At 75.2% G+C, this 13,899-nt stretch carries 12 protein-coding genes, 1 tRNA gene and 1 pseudogene; 4 read left to right on the plus strand and 10 right to left on the minus strand.

Features of this window, described 5'->3' with window-relative positions:
• The first annotated feature begins 33 nt into the window (after positions 1-33).
• The gene (locus ACZ3KJ_RS16945) at positions 34-714 is read left to right on the plus strand and encodes a MerR family transcriptional regulator (RefSeq protein ID WP_467527668.1); all 681 of its coding nucleotides are present in this window, start codon (positions 34-36) and stop codon (positions 712-714) included.
• Here ACZ3KJ_RS16945 and ACZ3KJ_RS16950 read toward each other — a convergent pair.
• Positions 702-1,505: an exodeoxyribonuclease III gene (locus tag ACZ3KJ_RS16950; protein ID WP_467527670.1), complete on the minus strand. Its 804-nt coding sequence runs from the start codon at positions 1,503-1,505 to the stop codon at positions 702-704. The two genes, ACZ3KJ_RS16945 and ACZ3KJ_RS16950, sit on opposite strands and share 13 nt — an antisense overlap.
• A gap of 81 nt (positions 1,506-1,586) precedes the next feature.
• On the opposite strand from ACZ3KJ_RS16950, the gene ACZ3KJ_RS16955 reads away from it, so the two are divergent.
• Positions 1,587-2,081 carry a GNAT family N-acetyltransferase gene (locus ACZ3KJ_RS16955; RefSeq protein ID WP_467527672.1) on the plus strand — a complete coding sequence of 165 codons (495 nt, stop codon included), beginning with the start codon at positions 1,587-1,589 and terminating at the stop codon, positions 2,079-2,081.
• Here ACZ3KJ_RS16955 and ACZ3KJ_RS16960 read toward each other — a convergent pair.
• A complete protein-coding gene (locus tag ACZ3KJ_RS16960) occupies positions 2,078-2,725 on the minus strand; it encodes a response regulator (RefSeq protein ID WP_467528064.1) in 648 nt (215 codons plus the stop codon). The two genes, ACZ3KJ_RS16955 and ACZ3KJ_RS16960, sit on opposite strands and share 4 nt — an antisense overlap.
• Before the next feature lie 233 nt (positions 2,726-2,958).
• A pseudogene (locus ACZ3KJ_RS16965) lies at positions 2,959-4,251 on the minus strand (sensor histidine kinase); the annotation flags it as partial.
• A 166-nt stretch (positions 4,252-4,417) separates the two neighbouring features.
• On the opposite strand from ACZ3KJ_RS16965, the gene ACZ3KJ_RS16970 reads away from it, so the two are divergent.
• Together ACZ3KJ_RS16970 and ACZ3KJ_RS16975 are read left to right on the plus strand one after the other, a co-directional pair.
• Positions 4,418-5,275 carry an ABC transporter ATP-binding protein gene (locus tag ACZ3KJ_RS16970; RefSeq protein WP_467527674.1) on the plus strand — a complete coding sequence of 286 codons (858 nt, stop codon included), beginning with the start codon at positions 4,418-4,420 and terminating at the stop codon, positions 5,273-5,275.
• Positions 5,269-7,671 (plus strand): ABC transporter permease, encoded by a 2,403-nt coding sequence (locus ACZ3KJ_RS16975; RefSeq protein ID WP_467527676.1) that lies wholly within the window; start codon positions 5,269-5,271, stop codon positions 7,669-7,671. Before ACZ3KJ_RS16970 ends, ACZ3KJ_RS16975 begins: the two co-directional genes overlap by 7 nt.
• Positions 7,672-7,860: 189 nt before the next feature.
• Here the strand turns inward: ACZ3KJ_RS16975 and ACZ3KJ_RS16980 are convergent.
• The 7 genes from ACZ3KJ_RS16980 to galU all read right to left on the minus strand — a co-directional run bounded on the left by ACZ3KJ_RS16980 (position 7,861) and on the right by galU (position 13,825).
• A tRNA-Ala gene (locus tag ACZ3KJ_RS16980) sits at positions 7,861-7,934 on the minus strand.
• An 86-nt stretch (positions 7,935-8,020) separates the two neighbouring features.
• Positions 8,021-9,394, minus strand: coding sequence for a hypothetical protein (locus ACZ3KJ_RS16985; protein WP_467527678.1), 1,374 nt, complete (start codon positions 9,392-9,394; stop codon positions 8,021-8,023).
• 182 nt (positions 9,395-9,576) lie between these two features.
• A complete protein-coding gene (locus ACZ3KJ_RS16990) occupies positions 9,577-10,245 on the minus strand; it encodes a GNAT family N-acetyltransferase (RefSeq protein ID WP_467528066.1) in 669 nt (222 codons plus the stop codon).
• Complete coding sequence (locus ACZ3KJ_RS16995; RefSeq protein WP_467527679.1) at positions 10,242-10,775, minus strand: MogA/MoaB family molybdenum cofactor biosynthesis protein; 534 nt, start codon at positions 10,773-10,775, stop codon at positions 10,242-10,244. The genes ACZ3KJ_RS16990 and ACZ3KJ_RS16995 overlap by 4 nt, the downstream gene beginning before the upstream one ends.
• Positions 10,772-11,251 (minus strand): cyclic pyranopterin monophosphate synthase MoaC, encoded by a 480-nt coding sequence (moaC, locus tag ACZ3KJ_RS17000; RefSeq protein ID WP_467527681.1) that lies wholly within the window; start codon positions 11,249-11,251, stop codon positions 10,772-10,774. The genes ACZ3KJ_RS16995 and moaC overlap by 4 nt, the downstream gene beginning before the upstream one ends.
• A 340-nt stretch (positions 11,252-11,591) precedes the next feature.
• A complete protein-coding gene (gene glp / locus ACZ3KJ_RS17005) occupies positions 11,592-12,917 on the minus strand; it encodes a molybdotransferase-like divisome protein Glp (RefSeq protein ID WP_467527682.1) in 1,326 nt (441 codons plus the stop codon).
• Positions 12,914-13,825: a UTP--glucose-1-phosphate uridylyltransferase GalU gene (galU, locus tag ACZ3KJ_RS17010; protein ID WP_467527684.1), complete on the minus strand. Its 912-nt coding sequence runs from the start codon at positions 13,823-13,825 to the stop codon at positions 12,914-12,916. Before galU ends, glp begins: the two co-directional genes overlap by 4 nt.
• Positions 13,826-13,899: the final 74 nt, after the last annotated feature.

The following is a 13,899-nucleotide window of genomic DNA, read 5'->3' on the forward strand; positions in this document are numbered from 1 at the left end:
AAAGTTACCGGCGGTACGTCATAGGCTTCCGGCGTGGCGGACAAGCGGGAATACCGGACGGAGGAGCTGGCCGAGGCGGCCGGCATCACGGTGCGCACCCTGCGCTTCTACCGCGAACGCGGCCTGCTCGCGCCACCCCGCCGCGAGGGCCGCATCGCCTGGTACGACGACCACCACCTGGCCCGCCTGCGCACGGTCGCCGCCCTGCTGGAGCGCGGCCACACCCTCACCGGCATAGCGGAACTCGCCGAGGCCTTCGACCACGGCCGCGACGTCGCCGACCTGCTGGGCGTCGGCACCCCCACCGAGGAGGAGCCGGTCCGCCTCACCCCCGAGGAACTCGCCGCCCGCTTCGAGGGCCAGGTCACCCCCGAGAACCTCGCCGCCGCCCTCGACCTCGGCTACCTGGGCACCGACGGCGACGAGATCGTCCACATCAGCCGCCGCCTGCTGGACGTCTCCACCGCCCTGGTCCGCGAGGGCATCCCCCTCGCCGACGTCCTGGCCGCCGGCGCCCGCGTCCGCGCCCACGCCGACGCCCTCGCCGACCTCTTCGCCGACCTGGTCCTCCGCCACGCCGCCGAGGACGACCTGCCCCGCCTGCGCCCGCTGGCCCGCAGCGTGGTGGAGGCGGAACTGTCCCTGGCGCTGGACCGGCGGCTCGGGCACGGCCGTGAGGACCGGAAGCCCCTGCCGCAGGATCAGAGGTCGTAGACGACGGTCACCGGCGCGTGGTCCGACCAGCGCTCGGCGTGCGTGGCGGCCCGCTCGACGGAGCCCTTGACGGCCTTGGCCGCGAGACCGGGCGTGGAGAGGTGGTAGTCGATGCGCCATCCCGCGTCGTTGTCGAACGCGCGTCCGCGGTACGACCACCAGGTGTACGGCCCGTCCGTGTCCGGGTGCAGGGCGCGGACGACGTCCACGTAGCCGCCCTCCTCCGGGGTGAGCACCCGCGTCAGCCAGTCGCGCTCCTCCGGGAGGAAGCCGGAGTTCTTCTGGTTGGCGCGCCAGTTCTTCAGGTCGGCCTGCTGGTGGGCGATGTTCCAGTCGCCGCAGACCAGGACCTCGCGGCCGTCGGCGGCGGCGCGTTCGCGCAGCTCCTTGAGGTGGGCGAGGAACTCGGACATGAAGCGGACCTTCTCGTCCTGGCGGTCGGTGCCGACCTCGCCGGAGGGGAGGTAGAGGGAGGCGACGGTGACGCCGGGGAGGTCGGCCTCGACGTAGCGGCCGGAGGTGTCGAACTCCGACGAGCCGAAACCGACCCGGACCGCGTCCGGCTCACGGCGGCTGTACAGGGAGACACCGGCGCGGCCCTTGGCGGCGGCGGGGGCGTGCGTGACGTGCCAGCCCTCGGGGGCGCGGACCGTCTCGGGCAGCTGCTGCGGCTCGGCGCGCACCTCCTGGAGGCACAGCACGTCGGCGGAGGTCCCGGCGAGCCACTCCACGAAACCCTTCTTCGCGGCGGCGCGCAGCCCATTCACGTTCACGGAGGTCACGGTCAGCACCCAGGCACGATACCTGCACACTGGACGCGGTCCAGTTTTCGTCCACCACCCGTCGACCTGCATGGATGTACCGTGAGCCGCATGTCTATACGTCGTGTTTCCTTCGACCACCCCGACGCCGTCAAGCTGAACGACGAGGTCCAGGCCGAGTACCACGAGCGGTACGGCGACGGCGGCGACGCCACGGTCCTGGAGCCGGCCGATTTCCATCCGCCCCGGGGCGTGTACTTCATCGCGTACGACGAGCAGGAGCGGCCCGTCGCCACCGGCGGCTGGCGCAGCCAGGACGAGAACGGCGAGGGCAACCAGGACGGGGACGCCGAGCTCAAGCGGATGTTCGTGATCAGGGAGATGCGCGGCCGGGGGCTGGCCCGGCGGATCCTCGCCGCGCTGGAGGAGGACGCGGCGGCCGCGGGGCGCCGGCGGATGGTGCTGGAGACCGGCACCGAGCAGCCGGAGGCCATCGCGCTGTACACGACCAGCGGCTACGAGCCGTGCACCAAGTTCGGCTACTACCGGTTCCACGAGTCGAGCCGCTGCTACGCCAAGCCCCTCGCCCCGGTCCGTGACGCCTAACTCCTGAGGTACGCCAGGACCGCGAGGACCCTGCGGTGGGTGTCCTCCGCGGGGGGCAGGTCGAGCTTGGTGAGGATGCCGCCGATGTGCTTGCCCACGGCCGCCTCCGAGACGACCAGCGCCCTCGCTATCGCGCCGTTGGACTTCCCCTCCGCGACCAGCGCCAGGACCTCCCGTTCGCGCGGGGTGAGCCGGGACAGCGGGTCGCGGCGGCGGCTGAGGAGCCGGCGGACCACCTCCGGGTCGACCACCGTGCCGCCGGACGCCACCTCGGCGAGCGCGTCCACGAACTGCTCGACCTGGCCGACGCGGTCCTTGAGCAGGTAGCCGACGCCGGTGCCGTCCCCGGAGTCGAGGAGTTCGGCGGCGTAGGCGCGCTGCACGTACTGGCTGAGGACGAGGACGGGCAGGCCGGGGCGGTCGGCGCGCAGGCGGACCGCCGCGTGCAGGCCCTCGTCCTGGAAGGCGGGCGGCATGCGGACGTCGGTGACGACGACGTCGACGCCGGGGGCGTGCCGGTCGACCGCCGCCAGCAGGGCGCCCGCGTCCCCGACCGCCGCGACGACCCGGTGGCCGAAGCGCGCGAGCAGGGCCGTCAGGCCGTCGCGCAGCAGGACGCTGTCCTCGGCGAGGACTACGCGCAGGCCGTTCCCCCCGCGGGGCCGGGGTGCGTCAGGTCCCTGCCCTCCCGGGCCGTGCCCTTCACGTCCTTCGTGTCCTTCGGGTCCTTCGCGCCCTTCACGTCCTTCACGTCCTTCACGTCCTTCGGGTCCTTCGGGTCCGTGTCCTTCGGGTCGGGCTCCGTCGTCGGCTCGGGGGCCGTCGGACCGGGGTCCGTCGAGTCGGGGCCCGTCAGGCCGGGGTCGGTCAGGCCGGGGTCCGTAGGCTCGCAAGGGATCTCCACACGCAGCAGGGTCGGTCCGCCCGGCGGGCTGGTCAGCGACAGTCTTCCATCGAGCACCGACACCCGGTCGGCGAGTCCGGTGAGGCCGGTGCCGCGCGTGGCGTCGGCGCCGCCCCGGCCGTCGTCGGCCAGTTCCAGGACGAGCCGGCCGTCCCGGTGCTCCCCGCGGAGCCGGACGCGGCTCGCCCCGCTGTGCCGGGCCACGTTGGCGAGCGCCTCGCGGACCACGAAGTAGGCGGCGGTCTCGACGGGGCCGGGGAGGCGGCACGCGAGGGCGCACTCGACGTCCACGGGGACCGGCGAGCGGTCGGCGGCGTCGGCCACGGCGGCTTCGAGGCCGTAGTCGGCGAGGACCTTCGGATGGATGCCGTGGATCAGCTCCCGCAGTTCGGCCAGGGCCGCGCCGGCCTCCTCGTGGGCCCTGGCGAGCTGGGCGGCGAGGGGGCCGCCGGGCGGGGCGTCGAGGCGGGCCAGGCCGAGGGTCATGGTCAGGGCGACGAGGCGTTGCTGGGCGCCGTCGTGCAGGTCGCGTTCGATGCGGCGGCGTTCGGTCTCGAAGGCGTCGACGAGGCGGGCTCGGGAGCGGGTGAGTTCGACGACCCGGGCGGCCGGGTCGCCGCCGCGCGGGGCGAGGAGCAGCCGGGTGAGGGCGGCCCGTGCGGCGGCCGCGGCGCCGAGGGCGTAGGCGCCGGCGGCCAGCAGCAGCACGCCGAGGGCGGCCGCGAGGACGGCGGTCGGCCCGTCGGTGACCGTCCACAGCTTGAGCACCTTCGTCTCACGGCCCTCGCCGACCGTCGCCAGCAGGACCGGCGTCGCGGTCAGCGACAGGGGCAGGGCCGCGGCCACCGTGAGCAGGAGGGCCTCGGCCGGCCAGAGCAGGCACGCGGTGAGCAGGGTGTGGCCGAGGGCGCGCCAGGTGGCGCGTTCACGCAGGCGGGTGGCGAGCCAGCTGCGCAGCCCGGGGACGGGGGGCTCGGCGTGCGGGCCGGGGGCCTCGTCCCCGTCCACCAGTCGCAGACGGCGGCGCTCCAGGGCGGCCACGGGCAGTCCGGCGAGGGCGAGGGCGGCGAGGAGGGGCAGTCCGACCAGGACGACCGCCAGGACCCCGCCCACGGCCACCCACGTCACCAGGCCCACCAGCACCGCCGCCCCGGCCACCGCGCCGGTCAGCAGATAGGCGGCGGCACGCCAGGGCCACGGCGACAGCAGGTAGCGGGGGTGGGAGAGGGCCTGCCGGACGGAGGCGGGTGCGGTGCGGGGGGCCATGCGGATCACCGTAGAAGCCGGGGGCGGGGCGGGCCATCCGTTCAGGGCGAGGTCCGGGGGTATGCCTGGCCCTACCCCGACTCTCGCCCCTGCCCCAGCGACCGGGACCGCCGGCCCGCGGTTGGCTGGCCCCACCGACACCGAACCGTGGGGAGCACCGACCGAGATGACCGAACCAGCACTCCGGCTGACCGCCGTCCGCCGCCGTTACGGAACGAAGGACGCCCGGGTGACCGCACTCGACGACGTCACCCTCGCGCTGCCCCGCGGCTCCTTCACCGCCGTCATGGGGCCGTCGGGGTCGGGCAAGTCGACGCTGTTGCAGTGTGCCGCGGGACTGGACCGGCCCGACTCGGGGTCGGTGCGGATCGGCGGGACCGAGCTGACCGGGCTGAGCGAGCGGCGGCTGACGCTGCTGCGGCGGCAGCGGATCGGGTTCGTGTTCCAGGCGTTCAACCTGCTGCCGGCGCTGACGGCCGAACAGAACGTGGCGCTGCCCCTGCGGCTGGCCGGCCGGCGCCCGGCGAAGGCGCGGGTGCGGGAGGCGCTGCGGCAGGTCGGGCTCGCCGACCGGGCCCGCCACCGGCCGGCCGAGCTGTCCGGCGGGCAGCAGCAGCGGGTCGCGCTGGCCCGCGCGCTGATCACCCGGCCCGAGGTGCTGTTCGGTGACGAGCCGACCGGCGCGCTCGACTCGGCGACCGGCCGCGAGGTGCTGACCCTGCTGCGCGGCATGGTCGACGCGGAGGGCCGGACGGTGGTGATGGTCACCCACGACCCGGTCGCCGCGTCGTACGCGGACCGGGTGGTGTTCCTGGTCGACGGCCGTGTGCACGGCGACCTCACCGGGGCGGACGCGGAGACGGTCGCGGCGCGGATGGCGGGGCTGGAAGACGGCCGCCCGACCGCGCGCCATGTGAGCGCGCATCACCTGAGCCGCGGTCACCTGACCGCCCATCAGCCGGGGACCGCGCGTACGGCGTCGTCCCGGACGGCGTCGTCCCGGACGGAGGCTGCCCCGTGCTGAGTGTCGCGGTGCGGACGCTGCGCGCCCGGTGGGCCGCGTTCGTCGGGAGTGCCGTCGCCCTCGCGGTGGGGGTGGGGCTGCTCGTCGTGATGGGGCAGGCGCTGGCGGCGGCCGCTCAGGCTCCGGTGCGGGCGCCGGAGCGGTTCGCGGCGGCGCCGGTGGTGGTGAAGGGGCAGGACGTGGTGCGCGTGGCGACGCCGACCGGGGTGCGGACGGGCCGGCTGGCGCACCCGCGGGCGGTACCCGCCCCGGTCGTCGCCGCGTTGCGGGCGCTCGGGCCGGTCACCGAGGACCGGTCCTTCCCGGTGCGGGTGACGGGCGGCCCCGGAACGCTGGTCGGCCATCCCTGGTCGACGGCGCGTTTCGCCCCGTACGAGCTGAGCGCGGGGCGGGCGCCCCGGGCGGGCGGCGAGGTCGTGATCACCGGTGACTGGGCCGGTGTGGGCGACCGGCTGAGCGACGGGTCCGTGGTCGTGGGGACGGTGCGGGCGCTCGGGTTCGAGAACGCCGTGTTCTACCCGGACGCCCGGGCCGCTCAGCTGGCGCCGGAGTCGCGGCAGTTGGTGGTGCGGGCTGACCCCGCCGCCGTACGGGCCGTCGTCGCCGGCTCCGGGGCGCGGGTGCTCACCGGGGACGACCGGCGGCTGGCCGACGCCGGTCCGGAGCGGGACGGGGAGGCCCTCACCGCGCTGAACGCCCTGTTCGGGACGGCGGGCGGGGTGACCGCGTTCGTGTCGGTGTTCGTCGTGGCGTCCGCCTTCGCCTTCGCGGTCGAGCGGCGGCGCCGGGAGTTCGGGCTGCTGCGCACGGCGGGTGCCACCCCGGGCCAGGTGCGCCGGACGGTGCTCGCGGAGGCGTCGCTGGTCGGCGTGGCCGCCTCGGCGGCGGGCTGTGTGCTCGGCGGGTACGCGGCGCCGCTGCTGGGCGACGTCGTCGTCGACGGCGGGCTCGCGCCGGACTGGTACGCGATCGGCGGCCGTACCTGGCCGTACCCCGTCGCCTTCCTCACCGGTGTGGTGGTGGCCCTGTCCGGCGCGGCCGTGGCGTCCTGGCGGGCCGGGCGGACGGCGCCGGCGCAGGCGTTGCGGGAGGCGTCCGCGGACGGGCGGACGCTGCCGTGGGGGCGGCGGGTGTGCGGGGCGGCGCTGCTGGTCACGGCCCTCGCGACCCTGGCGTACGCGCTGGCCGCGGACCCGGGGGACCTGCTGCACCGCAAGACGTACGTCAGCCGTCCCATGCTGCTCATCACGGCGGTCGCGCTGCTCGCGCCGGTGCTGGTACGGCCGTTGGTGCCGCGGCTGCCGGGCACGACCGGGCTGCTGGTGCGGGCGAACGCCGTCGCCGGGGCCCGGCGCACCGCCACCGTCGCGGCGCCCGTCCTGGTGACGGTGGCCCTCGCGGGCTCGCTGCTGGGCACCACGGCCACCCTGGACGAGGCGCGGGCGGCGGAGGTCAGGGAGCGGACCCGGGCGGACTTCGTGGTCACCCCGGCCGACGGAACCTCCCTGGACGGCACGGCACTTGACCGGCTGCGGCGGGTGCCGGACACGGTCGTGTCGGCGTCCGCCGCGACCGCCGTCCACACCCTGGAGGACGGGGTCGCGCTGGTGCGGTCCGAGGCGCGGGCCGTGGATCCGGCGCTGCTCGCCGGGACCGTACGGCTGCCGGTGACGGCCGGGCGGGTCGCGGACCTCGACGACGGGTCGATCGTGGTGAACGAGGAGTGGGCCGAGCACCGGGTGGGGCGGCGGGTGCGGGTGTGGCTGGGCGACGGAACGGCGAGGACGCTGCGGATCGTCGCCGTCCTGGCCACCGGGACCGGGGACAACGGGGTGTACGTCGGCGCGGCGAACGCGGGCGGGGCCGGGGTGGACCGGGTCGACGTGCGGGTGCGTGCGGGCGGCGACGCGGCGCGGGTCGCGGCCGGGCTGCGGGCGGTGGACGGGGTGCGGGTGGCGAGCCGGGCGGAGTGGGTGGCGGCCACCCGCCCGGAGAGCGACCGGACGGCCCGGCTCGGGGTGCTGCTCGTGCTGGGCATCGCGCTCCTGTACACCGGCCTGTCCGTCGCCAACACCCTGGTCATGGCCTGCGCCGAGCGCGCCCGCGAGGTGGCGGCGCTGCGGCTGGCCGGGGCGGCCGGCGGGCAGGTGCTGTGGTTCGCGGCGGCCGAGGCGCTGGCCGTCGTCGCGGTGGGCGCGCTGCTGGGGCTGCTGGTGACGCTCGTCGGCCTGGCCGGGACGGGCGGTGCGCTGGGGCTGCTGTCGGCGCCGGTGACGGTGGTGGTGCCGTGGGCGGCGCTGGGGTGGACGGCGGGGGCGTGTGCGGTCCTGGCGGTCGTCTCCGTGGTGGTGCCGACGGCGTTCGCCCTGCGGCGCCCGGCCACAACGCCCACCTGAGGCTCACCGCACCGGCATCGGCCGGGACCCCGCCCCACGCCTTGCGGAACGGCCGTACACCCACCGCGACTTCACCACCGGCAGGCCCGCACCGGGGCGCCTGCCGACGAGGGCGGCTACCGACGGAGAGAGGAAACCGGCATGGCAAGGGGCCCGTTCCTGTTTCCAGGAACGGGCCCCTATGCTGCGTGGACCTGAGGGGATTTGAACCCCTGGCCCCCTCGATGCGAACGAGGTGCGCTACCGGACTGCGCCACAGGCCCTTGCAACGAGTGAAACTCTAGCACCCCGATCGGGCTGCTCGGAAATCCGTTGCCGGGCCCGACCAGCGGTCCCGTCGCGGCGGGGGTCACTCGTTGGCGGCCCGGGGCCGGTCGCCGTCCTCGTACTGGTCGAACAGCGGCGTACGGCCGCGCTCGCGGGAGCGGCGGGCGGAGGCGGCGCGGCGCGCGTCGCTGCGTTCGTCGCCGTCGGCCCTGGCCGCGTCCCCGGGCTCCCCGGCCGGGTCGGCGCCCGCGTCGGCGTCCCGTGCCCCGTCCGCCGCCTCGTGCTCCGGCGCCACGGCGCTGGAGCGGGCGGAGCTCCACGTGTCGGGCGCCCCGAGGTCGACCCCGGCCGTGGCCCGTGGCGCGACCGGCGCGGTCACGTACGTCGGCAGCGGGACGGGGACCGGGTCCCAGCTCTCGCCGTGGCCCGGCCGCCGCTGCCGTTCGCGCTGCTGGTCGACCCACTCGGCGTGATCGGTCTGCTCGACGAGCGCCCTGCGGTCGGCGGCGAGCGCCAGCAGTCCCGGGTCGGTCTCCGGTTCGGGGCCCTCGTGCGGCTCCTCTGCGGCGGCGTCGAGGACGCCGTCGGCCGACGCGGAGGCGCCGGCGGGGGTCCGGCGGCGCGGCTGGCGCTCCCGCAGCCGCTGCGCGGCGGCCTCGGCCTGCTTGCGGTCCATCTGGAAGGCGAAGCGGCGGCGCTCCTGGGAGCGCAGGTACGCGATGTACGAGCTGAGCAGGACGGCGGGCACGCCGGGTGCCCACAGGAACGCGAGCCCGCCGACGGCGGCGACGATCGCGCCCAGCGTGAACGCGAGGAAGAGCACCACCGTGGTGCGCCTGCGGCGCGCGAGCACCTTGGTGCGCTGGGCGCGCGCGGCGGCCGCCTTCGCCGCCGCGGGCGTGGGGGCGGAGGGTGGAGCGGGGGTGGCCGCGGGCGCCGGCGCGGAGGGCGTGCGCCGGGCGTCGGGCACGCGGGGGTGCGCGGGCGCGGCGGCCGGCTCGTGGGCGGCCTTGGGCGCCGGTTCGCGCATCGGTTCCCGACCCGGTTCGTGCACTGATGCCCGCACCGGTTCGTGCACCGATGCCCGCGCCGGTTCGTGCGTCGGCTCCGGGCGCTCCCGGTCGCGCTCCCGCTCCCGGTCACGCTCCCGTTCCTGGACCGTCGCCGTGGCCTGGGGACGGGTCGGAGGCATGGCGAAGGCCCGGACGTCCACCGAGTCGGTGAGGACGTCCGGCGCGTCGGCGTCGGGCTCCCCCTCCTCGGCGGAGCGCGCCCGCAGGTCCTTGGCGTACCGGCGCTCCATCCCCGCCCGTCCGGACAGCAGCCGGATGGCGGTGCTGAAGCGTTCCGTCGGACGGGCCTCGTTCAGCTCGTCCTGCCTACGGAGCCACATCGGCACCAAGTAGGCGGCCCAGGCCCCGACAATGACTGCGTAGATGAGGCCGCTGCTGCTCACGTCTCACACCGTAGAGGGGTTTGCGTGAGGCCATCCGCCAATTGGGCCGGTGTGTCGCACGATCTGGCTGATATTTCGAGCTTTTTTTGCGACTGGTCCGATCAGCGGCAGCCCGAACCGGGAATTCCGCAACCTCGGAACGCACTCAGCCGGTCACCCCTCCGTCATTATCGAACGTTTATTCAATTAATCGGTCCGCTGTGATGACCGGGGGTGTTCTGCGGGTCGCGCGGAGCGCTCCGGGAGCGCGTGTGCCGCCAGCGGCTCAGCAGGCCCTCGGGCACTTCCTCCGCCGTGAGCGCGAAGACGAGGTGGTCGCGCCAGGCCCCGTCGATGTGGAGATAACGCGGCCGCAGCCCCTCCTCACGGAATCCGAGTTTCTCCACGACCCGTCGGCTCGGCCCGTTCTCGGGCCGAATGCAGACCTCGATGCGGTGCAGGCCGACGCTGCGGAAACAGTGGTCCACGGCGAGCGCCACGGCCGTCGGCATCACCCCGCGGCCGGCCACGCCCTCGTCCACCCAGTAGCCGACGTGTCCGGAGCACATGGAGCCCCAGGTGATCCCGGCGACCGTCAACTGCCCGACCAGCCGCCCCTGGTACTCGATGACGAACGGCAGCATGCGGCCCGCGTTCGCCTCGGCGCGCAGGTGCCGGACCATCTGGCGGTAGGTGGGCCGGTGCGCGATCGGCCCGCTCGGCGCGGGGGGCGGGATGGTGGCCTCCCAGGGGCGCAGCCAGTCCCGGTTGCGCCGGTTGACCTCGCGCCACGCCCGCTGGTCGCGCAGCTTTATCGGCCGCAGGACGACATCGCCCTCCGCGAGTTCGACGGGCCAGGACGGGCTGTTCAGCTCGCACCCCCCGTACTGGCGCCGGGTCTGCGGTGGTCACCGCCGCGGAGCTGGTCGACGGCGTGCCCCAGCAGGGGCTCCAGGACCGCCAGCCCGTCCTTCACCCCGCCGGTCGAACCCGGCAGGTTGACGATCAGCGTGCGGCCCGCCACCCCGGCCAGGCCCCGGGAGAGCGCCGCGGTCGGCACCTTCTCCCGGCCGAACGCCCGGATCGCCTCGGCGATGCCCGGCACCTCGTGGTCGATCACCCGGCGGGTGGCCTCCGGGGTGCGGTCGGTCGGCGAGACGCCGGTGCCGCCGGTGGTGACGACGACGTCGTACCCGTCGGCGACGGCGGCCCGCAGGGCGGCCTCGACGGGGTCCCCGTCCGGCACGACGCGGGGGCCGTCGACCGCGAACCCGCAGCGCGCCAGCCCGTCGGCGATCAGCGGGCCGCCCGTGTCCTCGTAGACACCGGCGGCGGCCCGGTTGGAGGCCGTCACGACCAGCGCGCGGTACGGCGCTCCGTCTCCCGAGGCGTCTCTCGTCATGACCGGCTCCAGTCGCCCGACTTGCCGCCCGTCTTCTCCTCGACGCGCACGTCCGTGATGACCGCCTCCTTGTCGACCGCCTTCACCATGTCGATCACGGTGAGCGCGGCGACGGAGACCGCGGTGAGCGCCTCCATCTCGACGCCCGTGCGGTCCGTCGTCTTCACGGTGGCGCTGATCTCCACGGCGTCGTCCGCGACCGACAGGTCCAGTTTCACACCGGACACCGCCAGGGGGTGACACAGCGGAATCAGGTCGGGGGTGCGTTTGGCGCCCATGATGCCCGCGATCCGCGCGGTCGCCAGGGCGTCGCCCTTGGGGAGCCCCTCGCCGCGCAGCAGCTCGACCACGCGGGGCGAGACGAGGACGCGTCCGCTCGCGCGCGCGGTGCGCGCGGTCACGTCCTTGCCGGATACGTCGACCATGCGGGCCGCGCCCGCCTCGTCGATGTGCGTCAGTCGGTCCTGCCTGCTCATGCCTGCTCGCGCTCCCGGTCCGGGCCCGGCGCGGTGCGGCGCTCGGGCCTGTTGTGCGCGACACGGTACCCCCAAGCGGAGGCGCCGAGCCGACCCGGCCCGTCCCGCGGACGGGCCGGCACGGCCGCGGGACGGGCGCGGGCACGGGCGTCGCGCGGGGACGGGCGTCGCGCGGGGACGGACGCATACGGGGGGCGGACGCACATACGGGGCTGGGCCGGGCACGCACGCGGGCGCGGACACGCGCGGGGGCGAGGCCTGGCACGCGCGCAGGGGCGGCGGGGCCCGGCACGCGGGCGGAGGCGGACGCACGTGCCGAGGCGGGCACGCGCGCGGTGGCTCAGCCGAGCAGGACGACCTCGACCTCGGTGCCCGGCTCGACGGACTCCACGTCCTCGGGGACGACGACCAGCGCGTCGGCGTGCGCGAGGGCGGCCACCAGGTGCGACCCGGAGCCGCCGACCGGGCGGACGGTGCCGTCGGCGTACCGGGCGCGCAGGAACTGTCTGCGCCCCTTCGGCGAGGTCAGCGCCCTGTCCGCGGTGAGCGTCGCGCGCGTGGTGGGCCGGTGGACGTCGTCCAGCCCCATCATGGTGCGGATCGCGGGCCGTACGAACAGCTCGAAGGAGACGTACGACGACACGGGGTTGCCGGGCAGCGCCAGCAGCGGGGTGTGGTCGGGGCCGATGGTGCCGAAGCCCTGGGGCTTGCCGGGCTGCATGGCCAGCTTGCGGAACTCGATGCCGCTGCCCGCCTCGTCCTCGTCGCCGACGTGCGACAGCGCTTCCTTGACGACGTCGTAGGCGCCGACGCTGACGCCGCCCGTGGTGACGACCAGGTCGGCGCGGACCAGCTGGTCCTCGATGGTGGAGCGCAGGGTGTCGGCGTCGTCGGCGACCGCGCCGACCCGGTAGGCGAGGGCGCCGGCGTCCCGCGCGGCCGCGGTGAGGGCGAAGCTGTTGGAGTCGTAGATCTGGCCGCTGCCCAGTTCCTCGCCGGGCTGGACGAGCTCGCTGCCGGTGGACAGCACGACCACGCGCGGGCGGGGACGGACCCGGACCGTGCCGCGGCCGATGGCGGCGAGCAGGGCGATCTGCGGGGGCCCGAGGACGGTGCCCGCCTCCAGGGCGCGGTCCCCGGCCTGCACGTCGCTGCCCTGCGCGCGTACGTGCGCGCGGGCCTCGGCGGGGCGGTACACGCGGACGTGGCCCGCGGCCTGGCCGGGGGCGAGGCTGCGGGCGCGCATCCCGTCGACGGGGCCCTCGCCGAGACCGCCGTCCGTCCACTCCACGGGGACGACGGTCTCGGCGCCCTTGGGCAGGGGGGCGCCGGTCATGATCCGGGCGGCCTGTCCGGGCCCCACGTGGAGCAGATCGGCCGCGTGGCCCGCCGCGACGTCCCCGACGACCTCCAGGGCCGCCGGGAACTCCTCGCTCGCGCCCGCGACGTCCGCGACCCGCACCGCGTAGCCGTCCATGGAGCTGTTGTCGAACGGCGGCAGCGAGACCGGCACCGTGACGTCCTCGACCAGGACACAGCCCTGGGCGTCGGGCAGTTGCAGCTCGATGGGGTCCAGGGGGCGGACGGTGGCGAGGATGTCCTCCAGGTGCTCGTCCACCGACCACAGGTGGTCCTGGCCGACGGGGCGGGGCGCGGCGGTGCTCAACGTTGCTGCATCTCCTCGGTGACGTAACGGCGAAGCCAGGACCGGAAGTCCGGCCCCAGGTCTTCACGTTCGCACGCGAGTCTGACAATGGCACGCAGATAGTCGCCCCGGTCGCCGGTGTCGTAGCGGCGGCCCTTGAAGCAGACGCCGTGCACCGGGCCGCCGACCTTCTCGTCCTGCGCGAGCTGCTGGAGGGCGTCGGTGAGCTGGATCTCGCCGCCCCGGCCGGGCTCGGTCTGGCGCAGGACCCCGAAGACGCTCGGGTCGAGGACGTAGCGTCCGATGATGGCGTAGTTCGACGGGGCGTCCTCCGGGTCCGGCTTCTCCACCAGCCCGGTCACCTTGACCACGTCGCCGTCGGGGGTGCTCTCCACGGCCGCGCAGCCGTAGAGGTGGATCTGCTCGGGGGCGACCTCCATGAGCGCGACGACGCTGCCGCCGTGCTGCTCCTGGACCTCGATCATCCGCCGCAGCAGGGGGTCGCGCGGGTCGATCAGGTCGTCGCCGAGCAGGACGGCGAACGGCTCCTGCCCGACGTGCGGGGCCGCGCACAGGACCGCGTGACCGAGGCCCCTGGGGTCGCCCTGGCGCACGTAGTGCATGGTCGCGAGGTCGCTGGACTGCTGGACCTTGGCGAGGCGCTGGGCGTCGCCCTTCTTCTCCAGCGCCGACTCGAGTTCGTAGTTGCGGTCGAAGTGGTCCTCGAGGGGGCGCTTGTTGCGACCCGTGACCATGAGGACGTCGTCGAGCCCGGCGGAGACGGCCTCCTCGACCACGTACTGGATCGCGGGCTTGTCCACGACCGGCAGCATCTCCTTGGGAGTGGCCTTGGTCGCCGGCAGGAAGCGGGTGCCGAGTCCGGCCGCTGGGATGACAGCCTTGCTGATCCTGGGGTGCGACTGAGTCATGTCGGAACCTTATCCGGTGGGTTTGAGAGGAATCTGTAGCTCCTGTTAACTCATGATCATATGAGTGGATTGGA

It is taken from the genome of Streptomyces sp. NPDC003248 (genome assembly GCF_055563235.1).

What these genes read in the sequence shown, in the direction of transcription:
- ACZ3KJ_RS16955 (WP_467527672.1), top strand. Translation starts at nt 1,587, where the DNA reads ATGTCTATACGTCGTGTTTCCTTCGACCACCCCGACGCCGTCAAGCTG.
- ACZ3KJ_RS16970 (WP_467527674.1), top strand. Translation starts at nt 4,418, where the DNA reads ATGACCGAACCAGCACTCCGGCTGACCGCCGTCCGCCGCCGTTACGGA.
- ACZ3KJ_RS16995 (WP_467527679.1), bottom strand. Translation starts at nt 10,775, where the DNA reads ATGACGAGAGACGCCTCGGGAGACGGAGCGCCGTACCGCGCGCTGGTC.
- moaC (WP_467527681.1), bottom strand. Translation starts at nt 11,251, where the DNA reads ATGAGCAGGCAGGACCGACTGACGCACATCGACGAGGCGGGCGCGGCC.
- galU (WP_467527684.1), bottom strand. Translation starts at nt 13,825, where the DNA reads ATGACTCAGTCGCACCCCAGGATCAGCAAGGCTGTCATCCCAGCGGCC.